The sequence below is a fragment of the Chloroflexia bacterium SDU3-3 genome, assembly GCA_009268125.1.
In the GTDB taxonomy this organism is placed as follows: Bacteria; Chloroflexota; Chloroflexia; order Chloroflexales; family Roseiflexaceae; genus SDU3-3.
The window spans coordinates 285542-308344 of the sequence record WBOU01000005.1 but is presented as its reverse complement, the minus strand read 5'-3'; the positions used below and the strand labels follow the sequence as shown (position 1 = coordinate 308344).

At 66.2% G+C, this 22803-nt stretch carries 14 protein-coding genes; 5 read left to right on the top strand and 9 right to left on the bottom strand.

The window, feature by feature from the left end; all coding sequences use genetic code 11:
• The first annotated feature begins 89 nt into the window (after nucleotides 1–89).
• On the top strand, nucleotides 90–311 hold the full coding sequence (locus F8S13_10525; protein ID KAB8143577.1) for a hypothetical protein: 222 nt from the start codon (nucleotides 90–92) through the stop codon (nucleotides 309–311).
• Between the two features lie 438 nt (nucleotides 312–749).
• On the opposite strand, the gene F8S13_10520 is transcribed toward F8S13_10525, so the two are convergent.
• On the bottom strand, nucleotides 750–4979 hold the full coding sequence (locus tag F8S13_10520; GenBank protein ID KAB8143438.1) for a tetratricopeptide repeat protein: 4230 nt from the start codon (nucleotides 4977–4979) through the stop codon (nucleotides 750–752).
• A gap of 364 nt (nucleotides 4980–5343) precedes the next feature.
• Between F8S13_10520 and F8S13_10515 the strand changes: the two genes are divergently transcribed.
• The gene (locus F8S13_10515) at nucleotides 5344–6054 is read left to right on the top strand and encodes a SpoIIE family protein phosphatase (protein ID KAB8143437.1); all 711 of its coding nucleotides are present in this window, start codon (nucleotides 5344–5346) and stop codon (nucleotides 6052–6054) included.
• Between the two features lie 56 nt (nucleotides 6055–6110).
• Here F8S13_10515 and F8S13_10510 read toward each other — a convergent pair whose 3' ends face one another.
• From F8S13_10510 to F8S13_10495, 4 genes are all read right to left on the bottom strand, one after another.
• Entirely contained in the window at nucleotides 6111–7907 is a 1797-nt protein-coding gene (locus tag F8S13_10510; GenBank protein KAB8143576.1) for an ABC transporter ATP-binding protein, read from the bottom strand.
• A gap of 90 nt (nucleotides 7908–7997) precedes the next feature.
• Nucleotides 7998–9821 carry an ABC transporter ATP-binding protein gene (locus F8S13_10505; GenBank protein ID KAB8143436.1) on the bottom strand — a complete coding sequence of 608 codons (1824 nt, stop codon included), beginning with the start codon at nucleotides 9819–9821 and terminating at the stop codon, nucleotides 7998–8000.
• Between the two features lie 170 nt (nucleotides 9822–9991).
• The gene (locus F8S13_10500) at nucleotides 9992–10579 is read right to left on the bottom strand and encodes a GNAT family N-acetyltransferase (GenBank protein ID KAB8143435.1); all 588 of its coding nucleotides are present in this window, start codon (nucleotides 10577–10579) and stop codon (nucleotides 9992–9994) included.
• Between the two features lie 73 nt (nucleotides 10580–10652).
• Nucleotides 10653–12215: a protoheme IX farnesyltransferase gene (locus F8S13_10495; GenBank protein ID KAB8143434.1), complete on the bottom strand. Its 1563-nt coding sequence runs from the start codon at nucleotides 12213–12215 to the stop codon at nucleotides 10653–10655.
• A 337-nt stretch (nucleotides 12216–12552) separates the two neighbouring features.
• Here F8S13_10495 and F8S13_10490 point away from each other — a divergent pair, with 337 nt between their 5' ends.
• The gene (locus tag F8S13_10490) at nucleotides 12553–14703 is read left to right on the top strand and encodes a hypothetical protein (protein ID KAB8143433.1); all 2151 of its coding nucleotides are present in this window, start codon (nucleotides 12553–12555) and stop codon (nucleotides 14701–14703) included.
• 198 nt (nucleotides 14704–14901) lie between these two features.
• A complete protein-coding gene (locus F8S13_10485) occupies nucleotides 14902–16218 on the top strand; it encodes a HAMP domain-containing protein (protein ID KAB8143432.1) in 1317 nt (438 codons plus the stop codon).
• An 81-nt stretch (nucleotides 16219–16299) separates the two neighbouring features.
• Here the strand turns inward: F8S13_10485 and F8S13_10480 are convergent, their stop codons facing one another.
• Nucleotides 16300–18429 (bottom strand): GAF domain-containing protein, encoded by a 2130-nt coding sequence (locus F8S13_10480; protein ID KAB8143431.1) that lies wholly within the window; start codon nucleotides 18427–18429, stop codon nucleotides 16300–16302.
• A gap of 253 nt (nucleotides 18430–18682) precedes the next feature.
• Between F8S13_10480 and F8S13_10475 the strand changes: the two genes are divergently transcribed.
• Complete coding sequence (locus F8S13_10475) at nucleotides 18683–19975, top strand: adenylosuccinate synthase (protein ID KAB8143430.1); 1293 nt, start codon at nucleotides 18683–18685, stop codon at nucleotides 19973–19975.
• Nucleotides 19976–20044: 69 nt separating this feature from the next.
• Here the strand turns inward: F8S13_10475 and F8S13_10470 are convergent, their stop codons facing one another.
• The 3 genes from F8S13_10470 to F8S13_10460 form a co-directional block, all read right to left on the bottom strand.
• A complete protein-coding gene (locus F8S13_10470) occupies nucleotides 20045–20299 on the bottom strand; it encodes an NrdH-redoxin (protein KAB8143429.1) in 255 nt (84 codons plus the stop codon).
• Between the two features lie 119 nt (nucleotides 20300–20418).
• The gene (locus F8S13_10465) at nucleotides 20419–20733 is read right to left on the bottom strand and encodes a hypothetical protein (protein KAB8143428.1); all 315 of its coding nucleotides are present in this window, start codon (nucleotides 20731–20733) and stop codon (nucleotides 20419–20421) included.
• 62 nt (nucleotides 20734–20795) lie between these two features.
• Nucleotides 20796–22562: a methionine--tRNA ligase gene (locus tag F8S13_10460; protein KAB8143427.1), complete on the bottom strand. Its 1767-nt coding sequence runs from the start codon at nucleotides 22560–22562 to the stop codon at nucleotides 20796–20798.
• Nucleotides 22563–22803: the final 241 nt, after the last annotated feature.

The following is a 22803-nucleotide window of genomic DNA, read 5'->3' as shown; positions in this document are numbered from 1 at the left end:
CGCTCAGCTCGTAGGGGCTGTCGCTGGTCTGGCCGGTGGCGCTGTAGACCAGGATGTAGTGTTTGCCTGCGGTGGGCAGGTAGGCGTCGATGCTCTCGGCGCTGGTGCCGGTGTTGGTGGAGGTCGACTCAAGCCTGCCAGTGGACTCAAGCCGCCCGATCGATTCGAGCCTGCCGGTGGACTCAAGTCTGCCGGTGGATTCGAGCCTGCCGGTGGATTCGAGCCTGCCGGTGTCGGCGATCTGGCTCAGGTCGATGCCGTCGCTGTTCGTGATCACGGTGGTGGGGTCGGCCACCAGCGCCACATCGTAGTCGGCGGGCAGCTGCGAGAGCCGGATGCTGATGCTAGCCCCCGGCACATCGCTGGTGATCACATACCAGTCGCCGTAGATGCCGCCCTCATCGCCTGCTGGCGCGGCGGCATCGTCGATGGTGCCGCTGACGGTGATACTGCCGCTGCTGAGCGAGAGCGGGTTGGCTTGGCTGGTGAGATTGTTAGGCTCGCTTTCGGTGGCTACCTCCACAGTAGCGGGCTGGGCATGGGTGGTGGCGCTGGGGGCGAGGCTCGCCGCCGCCAGCAGCGCCAGCACGAGCCGCGCCCGATGGAGCGCCTGGGTGGGGGATACGACATTCACAAGAGTGCTCCTTTGGTATGAGCGCCGGTTGCGTTGATGCCAACAGGTGCCAGCTATGGGTTAGAACGGCAATACGCTGTTTTTTTGTCGCCTGGGTGGAGGGGGGCGCAGCTACCTAACGTACCGTGGGCGCTGGCAGGGTGTAGCGGTGCTGCTCGGCGATCTGGGCGATCTCGCGCTGCTCGTGCGGGGCGCTGATACTCTGCAGCAGTCGGTGCGCATCGTCGATCGCTATCTGCCCATGATCATAGGACGAAAGGTAGGGGGCGATCCGCGCCTTCAGCAGCAGCGCGCGCACCTCTTCGAGCGGGTTGGCAGCGCTGCGCAGCGCCTGCGCGCTCTGGCAAACCTCATCCCAGGCCTCGGCGTATCGCCCGTTCTGCAGGTGGATGGAGGCGAGCACGCGGCGGGTGATCGCCTCCTCGGCGCGGGCCTCAAGGCGGATGGCGGTGGTCAGCGCCAGCTCGGCGGCCAGCAGCGCCCTGGGGGTGTCGCCCCGGCGCATCTGCAGCTCGGCGAGGTAGCGCTCCAGCTCGGGCAGGAAATCCTCGGCGTTGGCGCGCTCGAACAGGTCGGTGCTCTGGAAGAAGTGCTGCTCGGCGGTGTCGAGCTGGTCGAGCAGCATGTAGGTCGCGCCCAGGTTCATGTGCAGTAGCCCGACAGCGTGGAGCGAGCCGAGCTGCTCGAACTTGTGGAGGCTGTGCTGGTACGACTCGATGGCCTCGTTGAGCTTGTTCTGCAGGCGGTAGAGCTCGCCCAGGTTGTTGGCGATCATGGCCTGCCCGTAGACATCGCCGATCCGCTCTTTGATCTCGGCCCCGGCGCGGTAGTGGGTGTCGGCCAGGTCGAGCTGGCCCAGATCGTAGTGGGTGTTGGCCAGATCGTTATGGGCATCGGCAAGGCCGATCAGGTCGGATGTCTGCTGGTAGAGCGCGATGCACTGGTTGAGCAGCGGCAGCGCCTGGGTGTTGTCGCCCAGCGTGCGGTGCATGTTGCCGATCGCCTTCATCGCCTGGGCCTTCTCGCGCAGGTGCCCGGCGCTATCGGCCAGCTGCAGCGCGCGCTCGCTCCATTCCAGCGACTGGAAGTAGCGGCCCTGGCGCTTGTGCAGCCCCGCGCCCAGCAGCAGCCCGCGGATGCTCTCCACGCTCTGGATCTGGGGGTCGAAGACCAGCGCTCGCTCGATCCAGCCCGATGCGGTCTCGAAGTCGGCGCGCTTCTCGTAGATGCGGGCGATGTGGTGGTGCAGCCGAATCACGCCATCGACGGCGTCGCCGACCATATCGTCGGGCTGCTGGTGCAGCAGGTCGAGCGCGTGCTGGTAGTGGCCGAGCGCGGCGTCGTACTCGCCGGTCAGGGCGTAGACAAAGCCGAGCCGCTCGTGCACCTCGACCAGCGCGTGGCCAAGCTCGGCGCTGGCGGGCAGCTTCTCGGCCACCTGCCTGGCGCGCTCGAAGAACGCGATCACCTCGCGGTTGGCGTAGCGCGCCTGGGCCTGCCTGCCCGCCCGCATGTGGTACTCGAACGCCTGCGGCCACTGCTCGGCCAGCAGGTAGTGGTGGGCCAGCACGCCCAGCTGCTCGTCGAGGCGCTCGGGGTAGAGCGTCTCGATCTGGCGGGCCACGCGGCGGTGCAGGTCGCGGCGGCGGGCGTAGAGGATGGCCTCGTAGGCCACGTCGCGGGTGAGCGCGTGCTTGAATAGGTACGAAAGCTCGCGCTCGATCTCCTCTAGCTGGATAAGGTCGGCGTCGGTGAGCCTGCCCAGCTTCTCTTTCACATCGTCAGTTTTTAGCAGCACGCCGCTGAGCACCTGGTAGGGGAAGCGCCGCCCCACCACCGATGCCACCTGCAGGATCTCGCGGCTGCGCTCTTCGAGCCGGTCGAGGCGGGCGATGATCACGCCCTCGATGCTGTCGGGGATGGCGGCCTGATCGATCGGCATGGTGAACTGCCAGCCGCGCTCGGCGCTGCGCACCAGCAGCCCCGACTCGATCAGGCTGTGCATCACCTCCTCGATGTAGAAGGGGTTGCCCTGGGTCTTCTCGATCAGCGGGGCGATGTCGGCTGGCAGCGGGCTGTCGAGCAGCTGCTCGACCAGCCTGGCGCTCAGCTCGGGCGACAGCTCGCCGATGGCGATGTGGCTGGCGTTTGGCAGGCTGGCCCAGCGGTCGACCGCGCCGCTGTCGCGGCGGTAGCTCAGCAGCATCAGCAGCGGCGTGTCGGCGGCGTGGCGCACCAGCCCGGCCAGCAGATCGAGCGATGATGCGTCGGCCCAGTGCAGGTCATCCAGGATGAACACGATCGGCTGCTGGCGTGCGGCGCTGAGAAAGATCGCCTCGGCTAGCTCGCGGGCGCGGTCGCGGCGCTGCTCGGGGCTGAGCGCCGCCGTCAGCTCGGTGTCGGCGATGTGGGCCACCGTCAGGTCGGACAAGAGCGGCGTGAAGCGGATGAGGTCGGGGGCGAACTCGCGGATGCGGCGCTCGATCGAGCGCGTGTCTCCTAGGCTCTCGAAGAAGTCGAGATTGAGCACCTGGCGCAGCATCTGGCGGATGAGCGCGTAGGGCGTGTTCTGCTCGTAGCTCTGGCACTCCACGCTGTAGGGGAAGAACGGCGGCATCGGCTGGGTTGGGTCGGCGCTCTGCAGCACCATGTGGCGCAGCAGCTCCTCGATCAGGCGCGACTTGCCGATCCCGGCCTCGCCGGTGATCGACACCACGCTGCCCTGGCCCGCCAGCGCTCGCCGGGCGATCGCCAGCAGCTGCTCGCGCTCGGCGGCGCGCCCCACCAGCCCGGCCCTGGCCAGGCCGGTGGGCAGATCTTGGCTGAAGTCGAGCGGGCGCATGGCCTGGGCTGCTGCCACCGGCTCGGCGATGCCCTTGAGCCGGATCGGCTCCAGCGGGCGCAGCGCGATGTGGCGCTCGACGGCGCGGCGGGTGGATGGCGAGAGCACCACGCTGCCCTCCTCCGCCGCCGACATTAGCCGCGCCGCGAGGTTGACGTGCTGGCCCATCACGGTGTACTCGCGGCGCTGCTGGCTGCCCACCAGCCCGGCGAACATCACGCCGGTGTTGATGCCGATGCGCTGCTTGAGAAAGCGCTCGTCGATCGCCAGCAGCCCCTTGGCGGCTGGCCGCAGCAGCGCCAGGATCTCGGCGTTGGTGTGCTCAAGCTCGGCCTGCAGGTCGAGCGCGGCGCGCACCGCCAGCTCGGGGTCATTCTCGTGCGCGCTGGGGGCGCCAAACAGGGCCATCAGCTTGTCGCCGTAGGTGTACATGTCCACCTTGTTCACGATGCCGCCGTAGCGGTGGACGACCGACTGGGCGCGCTGGTAGTAGGCGTTGAGCACCTGCGCGGCGGTGGCGGTGTTCTCGCCCAGGATGTCGAGGGCGCTGCTGAAGGGCAGGAAGTTGGCGAACAGCACGGTGACGGGGCGGAACTCGCCCGACTCGTCGGGGGTGTCGCCCAGGAAGCGGTGGGGCAGCTGGCGCGGCAGGTAGGGCCGCAGCGCCTCGGCGTAGGCGTCGAGCATGCAGAGCTGGGCAAATGATGGTGGGCCGGGCTGCCAGATCGGCTGGCTGGCCTGGGCGGGCGGCGTAGCCTGGGGGAAATCGGTGAGCAGGCGGAACCCGGCGTGGCGCTCCTCGGTCTGCGCGCCCTCGATCAGCGCGTGGGTGGCCGAGGAGATCACGATCTCCCCGGTCTCGGCGATCTCCTGCGCGAGCGCCACGCGGTTGATGTTGCGCCCGGTGACGACCAGCTCGATATGCTCGGCGTCGCCCACCTGGGCGGCGAACACGCGCCCGCTGTGCACCCCGATGCGCAGCTGGAGCCGGAAGGTGCCCGCCCGCGTCTCGGTCTGCGCGAAGCTCTGCATGCGCTGCTGCAGCGCCAGGGCCGCGCTGGTGGCCAGCGCGGCGTGCTGCTGGCCCAGCGACTCTTCGGCGAAGAAGGCGGTGATCGCATCGCCGCCAAACTTGAGCACGGTGCCGCCATAGCGCAGGATATCGTCGACCAGCGCGCCAAACAGCTGGTTGATGATCCCCGAGATCTCCTCGGCGCCCTGCTTGCCCAGCGTGCTGAGCCGCTCGGAGAGCGCGGTGAAGCCCGACAGGTCGGCAAACAGCACGCTGCCATCCCAGTACTCGCCGCGCACGCGCCCTGGGGCTGGGTCGCGCAGCTGCTGCTGGATGATGATCGCGGGGATATAGGCCGCCAGGCTGCGCAGCTCGTCGTGCAGGCGGGCCGATTCGGCGGCGATCTGGGCGGCGCGCTCGGTGTTGCCGAGGGCGAGCAGCGATCGGAGCCGATCGGGGATGTGGACTGGCAGCGGGTCGGGCTGGTTCACGGTGGGCGTCCTTATCGAGCGGCGCTGGGGTGGCTATGAACGACATGGAACAGCGGATGGTTGATGCGTGCGGCCTTTGGCGAGCGCGCTCGCCGCCCGAGCCAAAGATGCCTTTTTTGCGCTACAAACACTATTGTTGATCTAAACGAGTATAGTATGAGCTTTTGTACAATGGTTTGTATTGCGAAGCGGTGTCAATCAGGTCGCTTTGTTGTTATCGTTTGGCGGTAATCATCCGCTTCTCTAAGGCTTTGGTACGGCTTCGCTGTGATACAATACCTATGGCTGTCTCCACTGCTGCGCAGCCATTTTCTTTAACAATCCTCACGATCTTGTGAGCGAACTTTCATAAGGCGGATGCGCTATGATCGAACTACAGGTCGCGGCTGCCAAGGTGGCCCGCCATGGCCAGGCCGAGAGCGGCGACACGCTTGAGATGATCGAGCGGCCCGGCGGCGGCTTCTCGTTTGTGCTGGTGGATGGGCAGGGCAGCGGTCGCGGCGCGAAATCGCTGAGCAACCTGGTGGTGACACGCGCGATGGCGCAGCTGAAAGATGGCGCGCGCGACGGCGTGGCGGCCCGCACCGCCCACGACTACCTCTACACCTACCGCATGGGCCAGGAGGCGGCTACGCTGAATATTGTGTCGGTGGATTTTCAGTCGAGCAGCATTCTGGTGTCGCGCAACAACCCCGCCCCGTTCTTTGTGCTCGACCGGCATGGCGTGCGCACCTATGGCGAAAGCTCGCAGCCCATCGGCATCCACCCCATGACAAAGCCCCAGATCGTCGATATTGCTATCAAGCCCGATCTGTATGTGGTGGTCTTCACCGATGGCCTGCTGAAGGCGGGCGAGCGGTTTGAGGAAGATGGCGAGATCGGCAACTTTCTGGCGGGCTGGCCGGTGGAAAGGCAGCTGGGCGCCGAGGCGCTGTGCGAGCAGATCCTCGCGCGTGCCCTGGAGCTGGACCGCCACGCGCCGACCGACGACATGACCATCCTGGTGCTGGCCGCGATCGAGCAGCCGATCACGCACTCGGCGCGTCGCCTTCAGGTCTCGTTTCCGCTGCCCTAGTCAGGATGTACTGGAAGGCCCTCGCTGCTCTGGGATGAGCGGCGAGGGCCTTTTTGCTAGGTCGTCTCGCGCTGCGAGAGGTCGCGCTGGGCGGCCTGCTCGGCGAACTGCAGCTGGTAGAGCCGGTGGTAGTAGCCCTGCTGGGCCAGCAGCTCGTCGTGGCTGCCGTCCTCCACGATCTTGCCCTTGTGCAGCACGATGATGCGGTCGACGTGGCGGATGGTCGAGAGCCGGTGGGCGATCACGATCGACGTGCGGCCATGCAGCAGCCGCTCCAGCCCCTCCTGGATGAGCGACTCGGTCTCGGTGTCCACGCTGGATGTGGCCTCGTCGAGGATGAGCAGCACCTCGGGGTTGAAGGCGATCGCGCGGGCGAAGGCCAGCAGCTGGCGCTGGCCCACCGAGAGGTTGGAGCCGCGCTCGCGCACCTCGAACTCGTAGCCGCCGGGCAGGCGCTCGATGAAGGGGTGGGCGTTGGCGACCTGGGCGGCGCGGTACACCTGATCGTCGCTGATGCTGCTGTCGTGCAGGCGGATGTTGGATGCCACCGTGCCGCTGAAGCACACTGGATCTTGCGGCACCGCCGAGATGTGGCGTCGCAGCTCGCGCTGGGGCAGGTCGCGGATGTTCACGCCATCCAGCGTAATGCTGCCGCGCTGAATGTCGTAGAAGCGCGCTAGCAGGCTCACCAGCGAGGTTTTGCCCGCGCCCGTGGCCCCCACGATCGCCACCGACTGCCCCGGCGGGATGCTGAACGACAGGCCGCGCAGCACCCAATTGGCATGTGCGCTGGGGTCGCCCTGGGCCGCCGCCGCGCCCTCGGCGTTGTAGCTGAACCACACGTTGTTGAAGGCGATCTCGCCGCGCACCGGCTTGGCCAGGTGCTGCGGCTGCTCGGCGTCGCGCACGTCCTCCTCGGTGTCGAGGATGCGGAAGATCCGCTCGGACGAGGCCATGGCGCTCTGCAGCGTGTTGTAGTTCTCGGCGATCTGGCGGATGGGCCCGAAGGTCTGGTCGGTGTACTGGATGAAGGCCACCAGCGTGCCCAGCGTGGCGAATCCGGCCAGCACCACCGGCCCGCCTAGGTTCAGCAGCAGCGCGCTGGCGCAGATCGACAGGAAGCTGACGGTGGGGAAAAACACCGAGAACGCCATCAGCGAGCGGTACTGCGCGGCGCGGTAGTCGCGGCTCAGCTCCGCGAAGCGAATGCGGCTCAGCTCCTCGCGGTTGAACAGCTGGGTGACCAGGATGCCCGTGATCTGCTCGTTCAGGTAGGCGTTGATGCGGGCAAGCCGCTGGCGCACCTGGCGGAACGACGAGCGCATCACCCGCTGGAAAAAGACCGTGGCGATGATGACAAACGGCAGCACCGCAAAGCTGATCAGCGCTAGCCGCCAGTTGATCAGCAGCATGGTGATGATAATGAAGATCAGGCGACTGCCATCGCCCAGCAGCGCCACCATGCCCTGCGAGATAAATTCATTCAGCGCATCTACATCGTTGGTGAGCCGCGTGAGCAGGCGGCCCACCGGGTTGCGGTCGAAGAACGACAGGCTCATGCGCTGGATGTGGCTAAAGATCGTCATGCGGATGTCCACCATCACCTGCTGGCCGGTGGACTGCATGATGTAGGTCTGGGCGTAGCGGCACGCGAACGATAGGAGCAGCGCGCCCACGTAGAGCGCGAAGATCGGCGTCACCCCGGCGATGTCGCCGTGGGCGATCGGGCCGTCGATCGCGCGGCTCACTAGGTAGGGCGGGGCCAGCTCGGCCAGGGCCGCGCCAAACAGCAGCGCGATCACCACCGCGATCTTGCGCCAGTAGGGCCGCACGAACACGCTCAGGCGGCGCATTAGCCGCCCGTCGTATGCCTTCCCAAGGATCTCATCTTCTTCGTGTTGGATTCCTGCCACTTGGGGCCTCCATACGCTGTTGCTCGGCTTTCACCCGACATCCGAAAGGGGAGATCTGTCCTCCATCTCGGCCTCGAGCAGCTCGCGCCGGTACATGGCGGCGTAGCGCCCGTTCTGCGCGATCAGCTGCTGGTGGCGGCCCTGCTCGACAATCTGACCGTCGTGCAGCACGATGATCTGGTCGGCGTCTTTGACGGTGGCGATACGCTGGGCGATCAGGATGCTGGTGCGCCCCTCCATCACCTCGCGCAGGCCACCCAGGATCTGGGCCGCCGTGTTGGTGTCCACGCTGGAGAGCGAGTCGTCTAGCACCAGGATGGCTGGGTTGCGCAGCACGGCGCGGGCGATGGCGGTGCGCTGCTTCTGCCCGCCCGAGAGCGTCACGCCGCGCTCGCCCAGCATGGTCTCCAGCCCATCGGGGAACTGCTCGATGTCGTTTGAGAGCCGCGAGATCTGCAGGGCGCGCTCGATCTCGTCCTCCTCGGCGTCGGGGCGGCCAAACATCACGTTCTCGCGCACCGGCACGCTGAACAGGAAGGTGTCCTGCGGCACATAGCCGATGTTGCGGCGCAGCCCCTCCAGCGGCAGGTCGCGCACGTCGGTGCCATCGATCAGCACGTGGCCCTCGTCGGGGTCGCGCACGCGGGCCAGCAGGTTCACCAGGGTGGTCTTGCCAGCGCCAGTCGCCCCCACGATCGCCAGCGAGCTGCCGCGCGGCACGCTGAACGAGATGTGGCGCAGCACCCAGCGCTCGGCATGCGCGGCGGGGGCGGGCAGCGCGGGCCTACCCTCGCCATGACTGTGCATCGCCTCGCTGTAGTTGAAGCGGATGCCAACGTCGCGGAACTCGATCGCGCCCGCGATCTCGACCGTGCCCTCATCGACCTGGGTGGTGATGTCGGCGTGGTAGTGCAGCACCTCGCCAATGCGCGTCATCGACGCGGATGCCTGCTGGAAGAGGTTGACTGTCCAGCCTAGATTGATCATGGGGAAGGAGAGCAGCCCCAGGTAGGTGTTGAACAGCACCAGGTCGCCCAGCGACATGCTGCCCTCGGCCACGAGGCGCCCGCCGATAAACAGCACGATCGCCGCCACCAGCCCCAGGATGAGGCCGATCGAGGGCCACAGCAGGCCCGAGAGCAGCACGTAGCGCACGTTCAGCTGGCGGTACTGCTCGTTGGCCTCGCGGAACGTCTCGATCTCGGCGTCCTCCTGGGCGTAGGCCTTGATGGTGCGGATGCCGCTGAAGTTCTCTTGGGCGCGGGTGGAGAGATCGCCAAACTGATCCTGCACGCGGCGGAACAGGCGGCGCATGCGGTCGCCGATCACGATGAAGAGCAGCGACACCATCGGCAGCAGCAGCAGCACGATCACGGCCAGCAGCGCGTTGGTGCGCACCAGCAGCGTGCCAGCGAACACGATCAGCAGCACCGCGCTCATCAGCGAGTTGATCCCAGGCCCCAGGAACTGGCGCACCGCCGAGAGATCGTTGGTGACGCGCGTCATCAGGTCGCCGGTGTGGTTGCGCCCGTAGAAGCGCTGGTCGAGCGTGATCAGCTTGGCGAATAGCGCCTCGCGCATGTCGAACTCCACCAGGTACGAGCTGGCGTTGATCGTCTGGCGCTGCCCAAAGCGAAACAGTGTGTCGACAATGCCGATGCCAAACATGATCAGGCCGAAGCGGAGCAGCTCGCTGGGGACAACCCCGCGGGTGTTCAGGAGATCGACGACCGAGCGGATGATCTGTGGTAGGGTGACGGATGTAGTCGCGGCGCAGATCGAGAAGAGCAGGCCCAGTAGCAACCTGCCCCTATAGCGCATCGCAAAGGGGACAAGCGCTCGAAGCTGTTGCATGCAGTTACCTCCTGATCAATTGTGTGGGGTAGGTTTGGGGAAAACGGCAAGAAGCGCGCCGCAGGTCGCGACGCGCCAGGGTACTATACCATACGGTACACTGGCGGTATTCCGCCCCAGGGCGGAGCTACTATGGGACAAAAGCGGGATCGTGCGGCGCGGGCAGCTGGCTACCGGGCGGGCGGGCGCGCGGCCCAGTCGGCGTGCAGCAGCGAGAAGACCGCCGTATCGGTGAAGCGGCCCTCGATCTGGTCGTAGAAGTTCTCGCGGAAGTAGCCCTCCTGCACGAAGCCGCTCTTCTCCAGCACGCGGCGCGAGCCGGTGTTGGCGGGGTGGATGTGGGCCTCTAGGCTATGCAGGCCCAGCGTGCCGAACACGAACCCCAGCGCCGCCGCCAGCGCCTCGGGCATCAGCCCCTGCCCCCAGTAGGCCGGCTCTAGCTCGTAGCCGAGCTCGGCGCGGGCGTGCTCCCGCTCGATCCGCCAGCACCCGCACATCCCAACGAAGCTGCCGCTGGAGCGCAGCACCATCGCCCACTGCACCGCCTCGCGCTCGGCGAAGTTGGCGCGCAGCCGCTGGATGCGCTCGGCGGCCTGCTCGGGCTGGGTCATCATGGGTCTGCCAAAGTAGCGCATGGCCAACGGGTTACTGCGGATGCGGAACAGCGGTGCCGCGTCCTCGTCGCGCACCTCGCGCAGGGTCAGGCGTGGGGTCTCCAGCGTGGGGAAGCTGGCGAATGCCGCGTCGATGTTCAGCATCGCTCATCCTTTCGTTGGGGAAAGAAAATGCGGCCTGGATCAGGCGAATCCAGACCGCGCCAATACCAGATCGCTAGGCGAAGGCCAGACGATCGACCATCATCGCCACAAACAGCAGGAAGAGATAGATCAGCGAGAAGCGGTAGAGCGCCCAGCGCGTGGGCGTACTGTCGTTGCGGAACAGCTTCCAGATGTAGAAGAAGAACCACCCGCCCAGGCCCGCAGCCGCAGCGGCATAGAACAGGCCCAGCGAGGCCACCGGCACCAGCAGCAGGCTCACAATCACCATCTGCACGGTGTAGAGCGCGATCTGCTTCTTGGTCTCCTCGTCGCCCGCCACCACCGGCAGCATGGGCACGCCTGCGTTGGCGTAGTCTTTCTGGCGGATGAGCGCCAGCGCCCAGAAGTGCGGCGGCGTCCAGTAGAAGATCAGCATGAACAGCAGCAGCGAGGCCATGGACACCTCGCCCGTGGTCGCAGCCCAGCCCACCATGGGCGGGAAGGCCCCCGCGCCACCGCCGATCACGATATTCTGCGGCGTGTTGCGCTTGAGGATGAGCGTGTAGAACACCACATAGTAGATATAGCCCGCCAGCGCCAGCAGCGCCGTGGTCATATTCACGAGCGCGGCCAGGATGACGAAGGCCACCACGCCCAGCGCGATGCCTAGCGCCAGCGCGTGCCAGGCCGGGATGCGCCCGCTGGGGATGGGCCGTCGGCCCGTGCGCCCCATCAGCACGTCGATGTCGCGGTCGAAGTAGCAGTTCATGGCGTGCGCGCCAGCGGGCATCAGCCAGCCGCCCACCATGGTCCAGACCACCAGCCACAGATCGGGTGCGCCGCGCGGGGTGATGAACATCGCGGCGAAGGTGGTGAAGATCAGCAGCGAGATCACGCCCGGCTTGGTCAGGCTCACGTAGTCGGCCAGCAGCGAGGGCTGCTTGGCGGCGGCCTCGGCGGGCGCGGGCTTGGCGCGGCGCAGCGGCGGCGTGCGCACCACCAGCACGGCCAGCGCCACCACCGCCGCCCACGAGAGCGCGCCCACACCCATGTGCAGCAGCCGCGCCGTGGCGAAGGGCAGCTGTCCGCCACCCATGGCCAGCAGCACCTGCACCAGGCCGATGCCGTTCTGGGCCAGCAGCAGGCCCAGCGCGGCCCCCGCCGCCACGCGGCTCGTGCGGCCCGCGCGGCCGAGCAGCACCAGCAGCGCCAGCGCCAGCACCAGGATGGTGCCCAGCGCCGCGGTGGAGCGGTGCACCATGGCCAGCAGCGCCAGATCGCTGGTGATCGCGCAGGTGGGCCAGGTGGGGCACTGCCACATCGCGCCCGAGCTAGCCGCGAGCGTGCCCAGCACGAGCGTGGCGTAGACCGCGCCCAGGCTCAGCGCGGCTAGCGCCTTCTGCCTGCGCCAGGTGGCCTGGGCCTGCCCGCCCAGCAGCGCGCCCGCAGGGGCCGTGCGCCACCAGACCTGCCACCCGACCGCGCCGCCCAGCACGGCCAGCGCCGCCCCGCTCAGCGCCGTGGCGGCTGCGGCGGGCAGCAGAAGGCTGACGAGCACTGCGGCATACGAAAACAGGGCCAATCCCATGGCCAGCGCCCATACCAAGGGCCGTACGTGCGTTCGTTCCTGTTGCATATGTTTTCGTTCTAGCTGAGATGTGTGTCATCTGCACACATGTGGCGCGATGCTGCTGAAAAATGAGGTGTAGTAGGTGTGAGTCTAGCACACGCTATTCTTTGCGTCAAATATCACAAGGTAGATACTAGGGCCTACGCGTTCTCGACAGAGCACCGATACTTTCACCACCAAGACACCAAGAAAAAAGGGAATCAATTACCTTAGGGAATCAATTACCTTGAAGGCACGAAGACGTGAAGGAAAAAGGAAGAGAAACCTTCGAGCCTTCGCGTCTTCGTGGTAAAGAATCTTTCGTGAATCAGGAACGCATCGGCCCTGAGGTAGATACGATCAGATGGCGCTATTGGCTCTCGACGGCGTCCAAGTGTTCAGCGTCGGTGATCTGCTGCGCTATAATGGCCCCTCTAGAAGGAGGGCAGACGTGGTCACACCAGAAACCAAACGAACATCGCAGCCGAACTCGGCTCGGGCAGATACCCTTCCCCACGCCGCGCCGCTGGCCACCAGCCGAGGCTGGCTGTGGGCGACCCTAGCGCTTGCTATTGCGCTGGCGGCCTTCGCTGTGCGCGCGTGGACAGTGCGGCGCGGCCTGCCCTACGTTGACCATCCCGACGAGCCAAACCCAGTGACCTATGTGATTGGTATGCTCAAGACGGGCGATCTGAACCCCCACGCCTTCCAGAAGCCCTCGCTCTACGTGTATCTGCTGCTTGCGGTGCTATCGGTGAACTATCGGCTGGGGCTTTCCAGCGGCCTCTACAGCGATCTGAACCAGATGTTTATTACCACCCATGTGTACACCACGCTGCCGCAGTTTTTTCTGTGGGGGCGCGTGCTCACGGCGGCGATAGGTGGGCTGAGCGTCTGGTGCGTGTATCAGGTCGGTCGGCGCTTCTGGGGGCAAGGGGCGGGCGTTGCGGCGGCTCTGTTCCTGGCAACCTCGCCATTTCACCTCCGTCACTCGCAGTATGTTACCACAGATGTCACCAGCGGGCTATTCGTGCTGCTCTGCTATGCCTTCGCGCTGCGCGTGGCTGCCAAGGGCGGCTGGCGCGACTACCTGCTGGCCGGGCTGCTGGCGGGTTTTGCCGCATCCACCAAGTACAATGTGGGCGTGGCGGCCATCCCGATCGTGGTGGCGCATGTGCTATGCTGGCGGCGCGATCTGCTGCGCCAGGGCCTGCGGCTGGTGGCCAGCGGCGGCGCGGCGCTGGCGGGCTTTGTGATCGGCACGCCCTATGCGCTGCTGAGCTTTGGCGAGTTCCAGCGCGGCATCCTGGGGCAGGTGGATGATTACAGCAGCGGCAACCACGGCGACTTCACTGGCGCGTGGAACTGGGGCGGCTACGGCGAGTTTTTCACGAGTAGCGAGTTTGGTCTAGCCGCGCTGCTGCTGGCCCTGGCGGGGCTAGCGATCATGGCCTGGCGCTGGCGGGCCGCGCTGGCGCTCTGGCTCAGCTTCTGCCTGCCCTATCTGCTGCTGCATGTCTCGCAGGGCAGCCACTTCACCCGCAACCTCATCCCGCTGGTGGTGCTGTGCGCGCTGCCTATCGGCATTGCCTGCGCCGAGGGCGCGGCCCAGGCCGCACGGCGCAGGGCCTGGCTCGGGCCTGTGGCTGCGGCTGCGGCGCTGCTGGCCCTGCTGTGGGTGCCGGCGCAGGCCTCGGTGCAGCACAGCCTGCGCATGGCGGCGGGCGACACCCGCGTGCACGCGCTCGACTGGATCGCCCGCATGCTGCCGCCTGGCACGCGCATCGCCGCCGAGCTCGCCCCCATCCCCGGCCCGATCGAGAGCCGCTGGACCGAGGTCGAGTCGCTGCTGGGGCATGATATGGCCTGGTACCGCCAGCAGGGCTACAGCTACATTCTGGCCTCGTCGGATGTGTGGCGGCAGTGGGCCATGCCCGAGGCCTACCAGCATCTGGCCTCGGGGCCGCCCCTGGCCGAGTTCGGCGGTGCGACGCCCTACGAGATGCTCGGGCCGCATATTCGCATCTACGCCACCGGCCTGAGCGCGGCGGATGTGCCCCAGCCGCTAGGCCAGGATGTGCACCTTGGCGGCGCTCGGCTGCTAGGGCTTGCGGTGGGCGCGCTGCCCGCCCAGCAGCGGCAGATAGGTGTGGCTGCCACCTCCACATTTCATTCTGGTGACATTGTGGGCATCCGCAGCTTCTGGCAGGTCGAATCTGCCTTTGATACGCCCTATCTGATCTTTGTGCATATCCGCAATGCGCAGGGTACGACGGTGGCCCAGCGCGACACCGTGCCGTGGCAGGGCCTGTTCCCCACCACATCCTGGCAGCCCGGCACTCTGCTGATGGACATAAATGATGTACAACTTCCGGCGGATCTTCCCGCTGGTACCTATTCGGTTATGGCAGGGATGTATAATCCTGAGCTACAACAACATCCACCGCTGCAAATCGATGGTGCGCTTCAGGATGCGGGTGAAGTGCATGTTGCAACGATTACCATCACGCCCTAGTACCATTGCGCTGCGGCGGCTGGTAGGCTGTCGTTTCTCTTTTGTATGACAAATGAGTGGTACACTATACGTAAGGAAACAGTGGCATCACGTTTATTTTGGACGGGTGCCTTACGTGTTTATAGGCTGGCTCGTATACATAACGATTATTGATCCATGCCGATCATATCGCCAAGCCAGATCACCTAGGAGGTCTCAGTGTCTGTGGAACGTCGCTCATTTCCTGCCTTCTTCCCACACCTTGGGTTCCGTCTGCGGCTGAGCCTGGCGCTTGGCTTTGTTGCGCTGCTTGTCATCATTGTTGCTGCTATCGCCGTGCTAGATATCACGCGGCTGCATCAGGAAACCGAGCATGCCATCTCGGTGGATGGCCGCCTGAGCCGCCTCTCTAGCCAGATCGCCATCAAGGCGCTCCAGTCGCGCCGCTACGAGAAAGACTACCTGCTAAATGTGCGCAGCCGCGACATCGACAGCTACCTGAAGCGCTGGAAGCAGAGCAATGTCGAGCTTGGGCAGGCCATCGATGACTACGAGACCGTGGCGCAAAGCCCCGAGGATCGCCAGCGGATCAATGCCTGGCACGCCCAGCTCGCCAGCTATGAGAAGGGCATCGAGCGTGTCGAGCAGCAGGTGACCAGCGGCATCATTCAGGATGAGCAGACCGCGCGCACCTATTTTGCCAACTACCAGAGCGCGATCTCGCTGCTGAGCGACGAGGTGGTGGTGCAGGCCGAAAAGAAGGACCAGGAGGCCCAGGCTACCGCCGTGACGTTGGGGCAGAACTACGATCTGGCGGTGAAGCGCGTGATCGGTCTCGCTGCTGTCACCACTATTTTTGCGCTGCTGTGGTGCATCCTGTTTCCAATCTGGCTGGCCCGCCCCATGCGCGAGCTTTCCAGCGCCGTGCAGCGCGTGGCCGACGGCGATCTCGACACCCGCACCGGCATCACCCGCCGCGACGAGTTCGGCACGCTGGCGCGTACCTTCGACCATATGGCATCGGTCATCCAGCAGAACACCCGCGATCTCCACGCCCAGTACTCGCGCACCGAGGCTGCCCGCGCCGAGGCGGTGGCGGTGCGCGCCAAGCTGTCCGAGCAGCTTGAGACCATCGAGGCCCAGCAGGCCACCATCCGCGAGATGAGCGTGCCCATCCTGCCGCTGAACGAGCGCACCCTGGTGATGCCGCTGATCGGCGCGCTCGACTCGGCACGCCTGCTCATCGCCCAGGAGTCCGCGCTGCGCGCGATCGAGCAGTCGCGGGCGCTCTCGCTCATCCTCGACATCACCGGTGTGCCGATCGTCGACACCCAGGTGGCGCAGGGCCTCATCCGGATCGTGCAGGCGGCGCAGCTGCTGGGCTGCCGTGTGATGGTGGTGGGCATTCGCCCCGAGGTGGCGCAGTCGATCGTGGGCCTGGGCGTCGATCTGGGCGAGATCACTACGTTCAGCTCGCTGCAGAACAGCCTGGATGCGGCGTTCTCCAAATCGCGCTCGCGGTTCAGCGCCAACTAGCCGTCCGCTCGCTAGCTACAACACAAACGAGGCGGGGCTGCATCCAGCCCCGCCTCGTTTCATGTCGTGCGCCCCTCGCCGCTATGGCTCGCGCATGGCGGCCATCGCCTCGGTTGCGGCGGGCACCGAGAAGAAAAAGGTGCTGCCGACCCCCACCTTGCTCTCGACCCAGATCCGCCCGCCGTGCAGCTCGACCAGCGCCTTGGTGATGCTGAGGCCCAGCCCGGTGCCGCCGATCCGCCGCGTGTTCGAGTTGTCCACACGGTAGAAGCGCTCCCAGATCCGCGAGAGATCCTCGGAGGGGATGCCCATACCCTGATCGCTTACCGAGACCAGCAGGAAGCTGCCCTCGGGGTGATCGGGCGGCAGCTTGGGGTGCTCCTGCACGCGCAACGTGATCTCGCCGCCCTTGGGCGAGTACTTGATCGCGTTGGTGACGAGGTTGACCAGCACCTGCTTGATGCGGTCGCGGTCGAGGTAGGCGGGCGTCAGGCGCTGCGGCACGTCGATCACCACGCGGTGTCGGCTGGAGACGTGGGTGTTCAGCTGGGCGATCATCTCGCTGATCAGCTGGCGCAGCGACACCACCCACTGGTTGAGCCGCACGTTGCCTGCCTCGATGCGCGAGATCCCCAGCATGTCCTCCACGATCTGCGAGAGGTAGTTGGCCTGGTCGTAGACCGTCTTGATGAAGTCCTTCTGCTCGGCGGGGGTGAAGCTGCGGGCCAGCAGCAGCTCGGTGTAGCCGAGGATGGACGTGAGCGGCGTGCGCAGCTCGTGCGAGACGATCGAGATGAACTCGCTCTTCAGCCGGTCGGCCTCGCGCTCGCGGGTGACGTCGGAGAGCACCCACAGCCGCCCGGTGAGCTGCCCCAGGCTGTCGCGGGTGGGCACCGAGAACACCTCCAGCTCCTGATGCGGGTCGCGCAGCATGATCGTGGCCTGCTGGATGTCGGTGGGGTTGGCCTGCCCGGTGGTGCAGAACTCGCTGAGCTTAAGCGGGTCGGTCAGGCGGGCCAGCAGGCGTGTGACCAGATCCCATGGCAGGTGGAAGCCTGCGTCGATGTCGCCATCGTCCAGGCCCCAGATCGCGAGCCAGGCGGGGTTGTAGCGCAGCAGCTTGCCCTGGCCATCGATCAGCGCCAGCCCGCTGGGGATGCTGCCGAACACCTGCCCGAGCTGCATGCTGGTCTCTAGGGCGTGCTGGTAGCCCATGGCGCGCTGCAGCGGCAGCTGGGCGGCCTGGGCCAGCGCGCGCACGAAGGCCAGCTCGGCCTCGCCAAACGCGGCGGAGCGCGGGCTATCCAGCACCATCACGGCCACGGCGTGGCCCGGCTCGCCGATAGGCACGGCCAGCTCGGCGCGGATCTCGGGCGTGGCAGGGATGAAGTCGGGGTCGTGCGAGACATCGCGCAGCAGCAGGGCGCGGCCCTCGCGGGCCACCTTGCCGGCCAGCCCGGCGCTCCAGCTCCAGCGGCGCTTGGCCTCGCCGTAGGTGTCGCGGCTGAATGGCTCGCGCGGGTAGCCCTCGAACACCTGCACGATCAGCTCGCCCTGGTCGTGGTCGACCAGGCTGATCATGCCCGCCTCGGCGCCGGTGGTGTCCATGGCCCAGCGCAGCACGTGCAGCAGCAGCTCATTCAGGGTGAAGGGGTCTTCCAGCTCGGCGCGGGCGGTGTCGAGCAGCCGATGCTGGCGGATGCTCAGCTCGGCGGGGCGCGGCGCGAGGGCCTGGGCCTGCGGGGCCGGGGCGGTGGCGATGGCGGCGGCCAGCAGCGGTATAAGCGCGGCCATAAAGGCCTGCTCGGCGGGCGAGAATGCCTCGGGCAGCGTCGAGCGCAGCTCTACCACGCCGTGGAGCTGGCCGAGCCACACCACCGGCGCGCTGTAGATCGTGAGCGAGTCGGCGGCGGCGGCCATGGCGGCGGGCGCGAGGCTGACCCGGCGCACCGTCAGCTGCTGCGCGGTCTGGTCGGCGAGAGTGTCATCCCATGGCTGCGGCAGCGCATCGTCGGATGTGAAGATGCGGTGTCCTCCGCTGGCGCTAGCGTTCCAGCAGATCAGGCGGGCGTCGCCATAGTCCACGGCGGCGCGCAGCAGCCCGAACATGTCAGCGATGCGTGACTCGAAGGCCCGCTCGCTGGACAGCAGGCGGGCCAGCGCGGCCAGCGCGGCGGGGGCGGGCTGAGTTATCGGAGAGAGTGCAAGCATGCTGCTACCATTAACGCACAGTGCTGGGGGTATTGTAGCGCGATGGCGCATGTGTGACAAGGTGGCTCTACGGGCTATCTTCGCAGCTTCGCGCGCCAAACAAATAATCAGCCTGAGCTATAATAGGCATCTAAAAACAGATCATTGCGAACAGCAGCGCTGGGTGGTTTCGTAGCAAGGTGTGCTCTCCCGCGGTGGAGCGCGCGTGCGTGCCGTGCCGCCTGCTGGATGCAGCATGAACAAGGGGGAGCTTATGCCGGTCGTGGCTGTGATCGGTGCCCAGTGGGGCGACGAGGGGAAGGGTCGCGTCATCGATATGTACGCCGAGCGCGCGCGGCTCGTAGTCCGCTATGGCGGCGGCAATAACGCCGGCCATACGGTGGTGAATGATCTCGGCACATTCAAACTACACCTGCTGCCATCCGGCCTGTTCTACCCCCATACCGTAAATGTGATCGGGTCGGGCGTGGTGATCGATCCGGCGGTGCTGATCAAGGAGATCGAGGGCCTGCGCGAGCGCAATATCAGCCTCGAGCGCCTGTTCATCAGCGACCGCGCCCACGTGATCATGCCCTACCACGTGATGCAGGACCAGATGGATGAGACCATGCGCGGCGATGGCAAGATCGGTACAACTGGGCGTGGTATCGGCCCGGTCTACGCCGACAAGATGTCGCGCATCGGCATCCGCATGGGCGATCTGCTCAACGAGCAGCTGCTGCTCAGCCGGCTGCGCCAGGTGCTGGAGATCAAGAACAAGCTGCTGACCACCTTCTACGGTGCGCAGCCGCTCTCGCTGCACGAGATCTACCTCAAGTACCTCGACTATGGCCGCAAGCTGTCCGAGCATATCACCGATGTGCAGCCGATCATCCACCGTGCGCTGGACAAGGACGTGGGCATCCTGCTGGAGGGCGCGCAGGGCGTGCTGCTCGACATCGACTACGGCACCTACCCCTACGTCACCTCGTCGCCCCCTGGTGCGGCGGGTGCGGCCCAGGGCTCGGGTATCGGCCCGACGCGCTTCTCGTCGGTGGTGGGCGTGTACAAGGCGTTTGTCTCGCGCGTGGGCGAGGGGCCGTTCCCCAGCGAGGTGCAGGGCGCCGAGGCCGACGCGCTGCGCCAGATCGGCAAGCCATGGGCCGAGGTGGGCACCACCACCGGGCGTCTGCGCCGCGTGGGCTGGTTCGACGCGGTGCTGGCGCGCTACTCGGCGCAGCTGAATGGCTTCGATACCATCGCCATCACCAAGCTGGATGTGCTGGATGACCTGCCCACCGTCAAGATCTGCACCGGCTACCGCCTGCACGATGCCGAGCTGGACTACCCGCCCGCCGACATTGTGACCTACGGCAAGGTCGAGCCGATCTACGAGGAGCTGCCGGGCTGGCGCACATCCACCAGCGGCGCGCGCCACTTCGATCAGCTGCCCGAGCAGGCCCAGGCCTACGTGGCCCGGATCTGCGAGCTGGTGGGGGCTAGGATCGGCATGGTGGGCGTGGGCCAGGGCCGCGACCAGGTGATCGAGGTCAACCGCGTGCTGTAGCCCGCTGGGGCGCGCAAAACAAGCAGGCCGTGGCATCGCGCCACGGCCTGCTGTGCTCGTGTGCCAGCCCTACGACTTAAAGGTTTCGAGCTTGCCCTTGAGCGCGGCGTTCGACGGCTCGACCAGCACCGACCCGTCGGGGAAGATGATGGTGGGCACGCTGCGGCTGCCGTTGTTCACCTGCTGCACGTAGGCCGCCGCGTTCTCATCCTGCTCGATATTGATATAGTTGACCGGCCACTCCATCTCTTTGAGCACGCGAAGCGCCCGCTTGCAGTCGCCGCACCAGTTGGTTCCGTAGAGGGTGACGCTGAGATCTGCCATAGCTGTATGTGTATCCTTCTGCATCTAGTATCTTCTGGATACCCATAGGGGGTACCCGTACCAAGAAGTATACCCATAGTTGCAGCTCTTGGCTGTAATCTAGATCACCTTCGGCGCGGCTACTTCGACGAGGCCTCGCGGTGCTTCTTGGCGGCCTCGGCCATCTTGGCGATAAACGCATCTTGCTGCTTGCGCACCTCGCCGGTGCTCCACGAGAGGGCGTAGCACACCAGCATGCCCGCCAGCAGGGCCATGGCCACCCACACCAGCGGCTGAATGCCCGTGAGGCTGGATATGCCCAGCAGCACCAGCGCGGCGGAGAATAGCCCGAAGCTGAGCTGGCGGAAGCGCAGCCCCTTCGAGCGGATGGCCATAATGGCCAGCACCACCGCGACGACCAGCACGATAACCGCACGGGCGATAGCTTGTTCCATTGTGTTGCTCCCTTCCCTTGGCGAGGTGCGGGCCGCTATGCAGCCCGCGCCCCACGGCTTACCTATGCGCTGCGCAGCCGCGCCAGCTCTTCCTCCACCACCGCCTCCTCCAGCTTGCGGAAGAGCGGTGTGGGCGCGTGGATGGCCTGCCCAGCGGGCAGCTGGCTGATCGCCCAGGTTGCACCGGTCTGGTAGTCGCCGGTGAGCACCTGGCGGGTGCCGCCATCCTTGTCCTCGGCATCCTCGGTGTGGGGCAGCGGCGCGATCACCCCGCTGTAGCCCAGCAGCTCGTGCAGCTGCTGGCTGGAGTGGGGCAGGAACGGCGTGAACAGCACCTTCAGCGTGTCGATGGCGCGCAGGCTGGCGAACAGCACCGTGGCGGCGCGCTCGCGGTCCTCTTTCACCAGTTTCCAGGGCGTGGTCTCGGCCAGATACTGGTTGACGCGCTGCGAGATCTGCAGGGCCTCGGTGAGCGCCTGCTTGATCTTCACCGCGTCGAGCAGCTCGGTGACGCGCTGGAAGCCTGCCTCGACATCGGCCAGCAGCGCCTTGTCGGCCTCGGCCAGCTCGCCGGGGGTGGGCACCGCGCCGAAGTTCTTGTGGGCGATGTTCAGCACGCGGTTGGCCAGATTGCCCCAGTTGGCCACGAGCTCGGCGTTGTTGCGCTGCACGAAGTCCGACCAGTACCAGTTGCTGTCGCGGCCCTCGGGGGCAGCGGCGGTCAGGTAGAAGCGGATCTGGTCGGGCTGGTAGCGCGACTCGATGTCGGGCGACCAGAGCGCCCAGTTGCGGCTGGTGCTCATCTTCTCGCCCTCCAGGTTGAGGAACTCGTTGGCGGGCACATCGTAGGGCAGCGTGCGCTCGCCGTAGCCCAGCAGCATGGCCGGCCAGATGATGGTGTGGAAGGGGATGTTGTCCTTGCCGATAAAGTAGAACGCCCGCGCCGGCGCCGCGCCATCCGCGCCGCAGACCCACCACTCCTTCCAGGCGTCGGGGCGGCCCACGCGCTTAGCCCACTCGACCGAGGCCGAGAGGTAGCCGATCACGGCGTCGAACCACACGTAGATGCGCTTGTCCTTGAACTCCGGCTCGTCGACCGGCACCGGCACGCCCCACTCCAGGTCGCGGGTGATAGCGCGGCCACGCAGGCCCTCGTGCAGCCAGTTGGTGGTGAACTGCACGGTGTTGGGACGCCAGTAGCTGCGGTCGGCGCTGTCCAGCCACGCGCGCAGGGTCGGCTCCAGCTTGGCCAGATCCAGGAAGTAGTGCTCGGTGTCGCGGAAGCTGATCGGCTTGCCGTCGATCTTGGCGCGCGGGTTGACCAGATCCTGCGGGTCGAGCAGCTTGCCGCAGTTGTCGCACTGGTCGCCGCGCGCGCTGGCGAAGCCGCAGTGCGGGCAGGTGCCCTCCACCTCGCGGTCGGGCAAGAATCGGCCCAGCGTCTCCGAGTAGGAGCCGACCATCTGCTGCTTGTAGATGTAGCCGCGCTCCTGAAGGTGCAGGAAGATATCGGTCGTTACCGCGTAGTGGTTGTCGGTGTAGGTCTGGGTGAACAGGTCGAAGCTGATGCCCAGCGCCACAAACGACTGGAGGAACGAGGTATGGTAGCGGCGGATCACATCCTGCGTCGGGATGCCCTCCTGCTCGGCCTTGAGCGTGATCGGCGTGCCGTGGCAGTCGGAACCCGAGACCATGAGCACGTTGTTGCCGCGCAGGCGCTGGAAGCGGGCGAAGATATCGGCGGGCAGGTACGCGCCCGCGATATGGCCGACATGGAACGGGCCGTTGGCGTACGGCCACGCCACCGAGACGTGGATGTTTTCTGGCATGGAAGATCTCCTTGGTGTCGCTTCAGGATAGATCAGACCGTCGGTTCGTACAAGGCTACCGCCCTGGGGCAACAGAAAGGGCCGCCCCGCTGGGCGGCCCCGAAAGAACAAGGTTGGGGAGGCGCGATCTCAGCATAGGGAAACGACCGGTATGGCCCGGCACATGTCCATCCCCATGCGCATGATGTTGAAGTTGATCGGGCGATCCATCATGTCACCTCGCTGTTTCTCATCCGGGCCT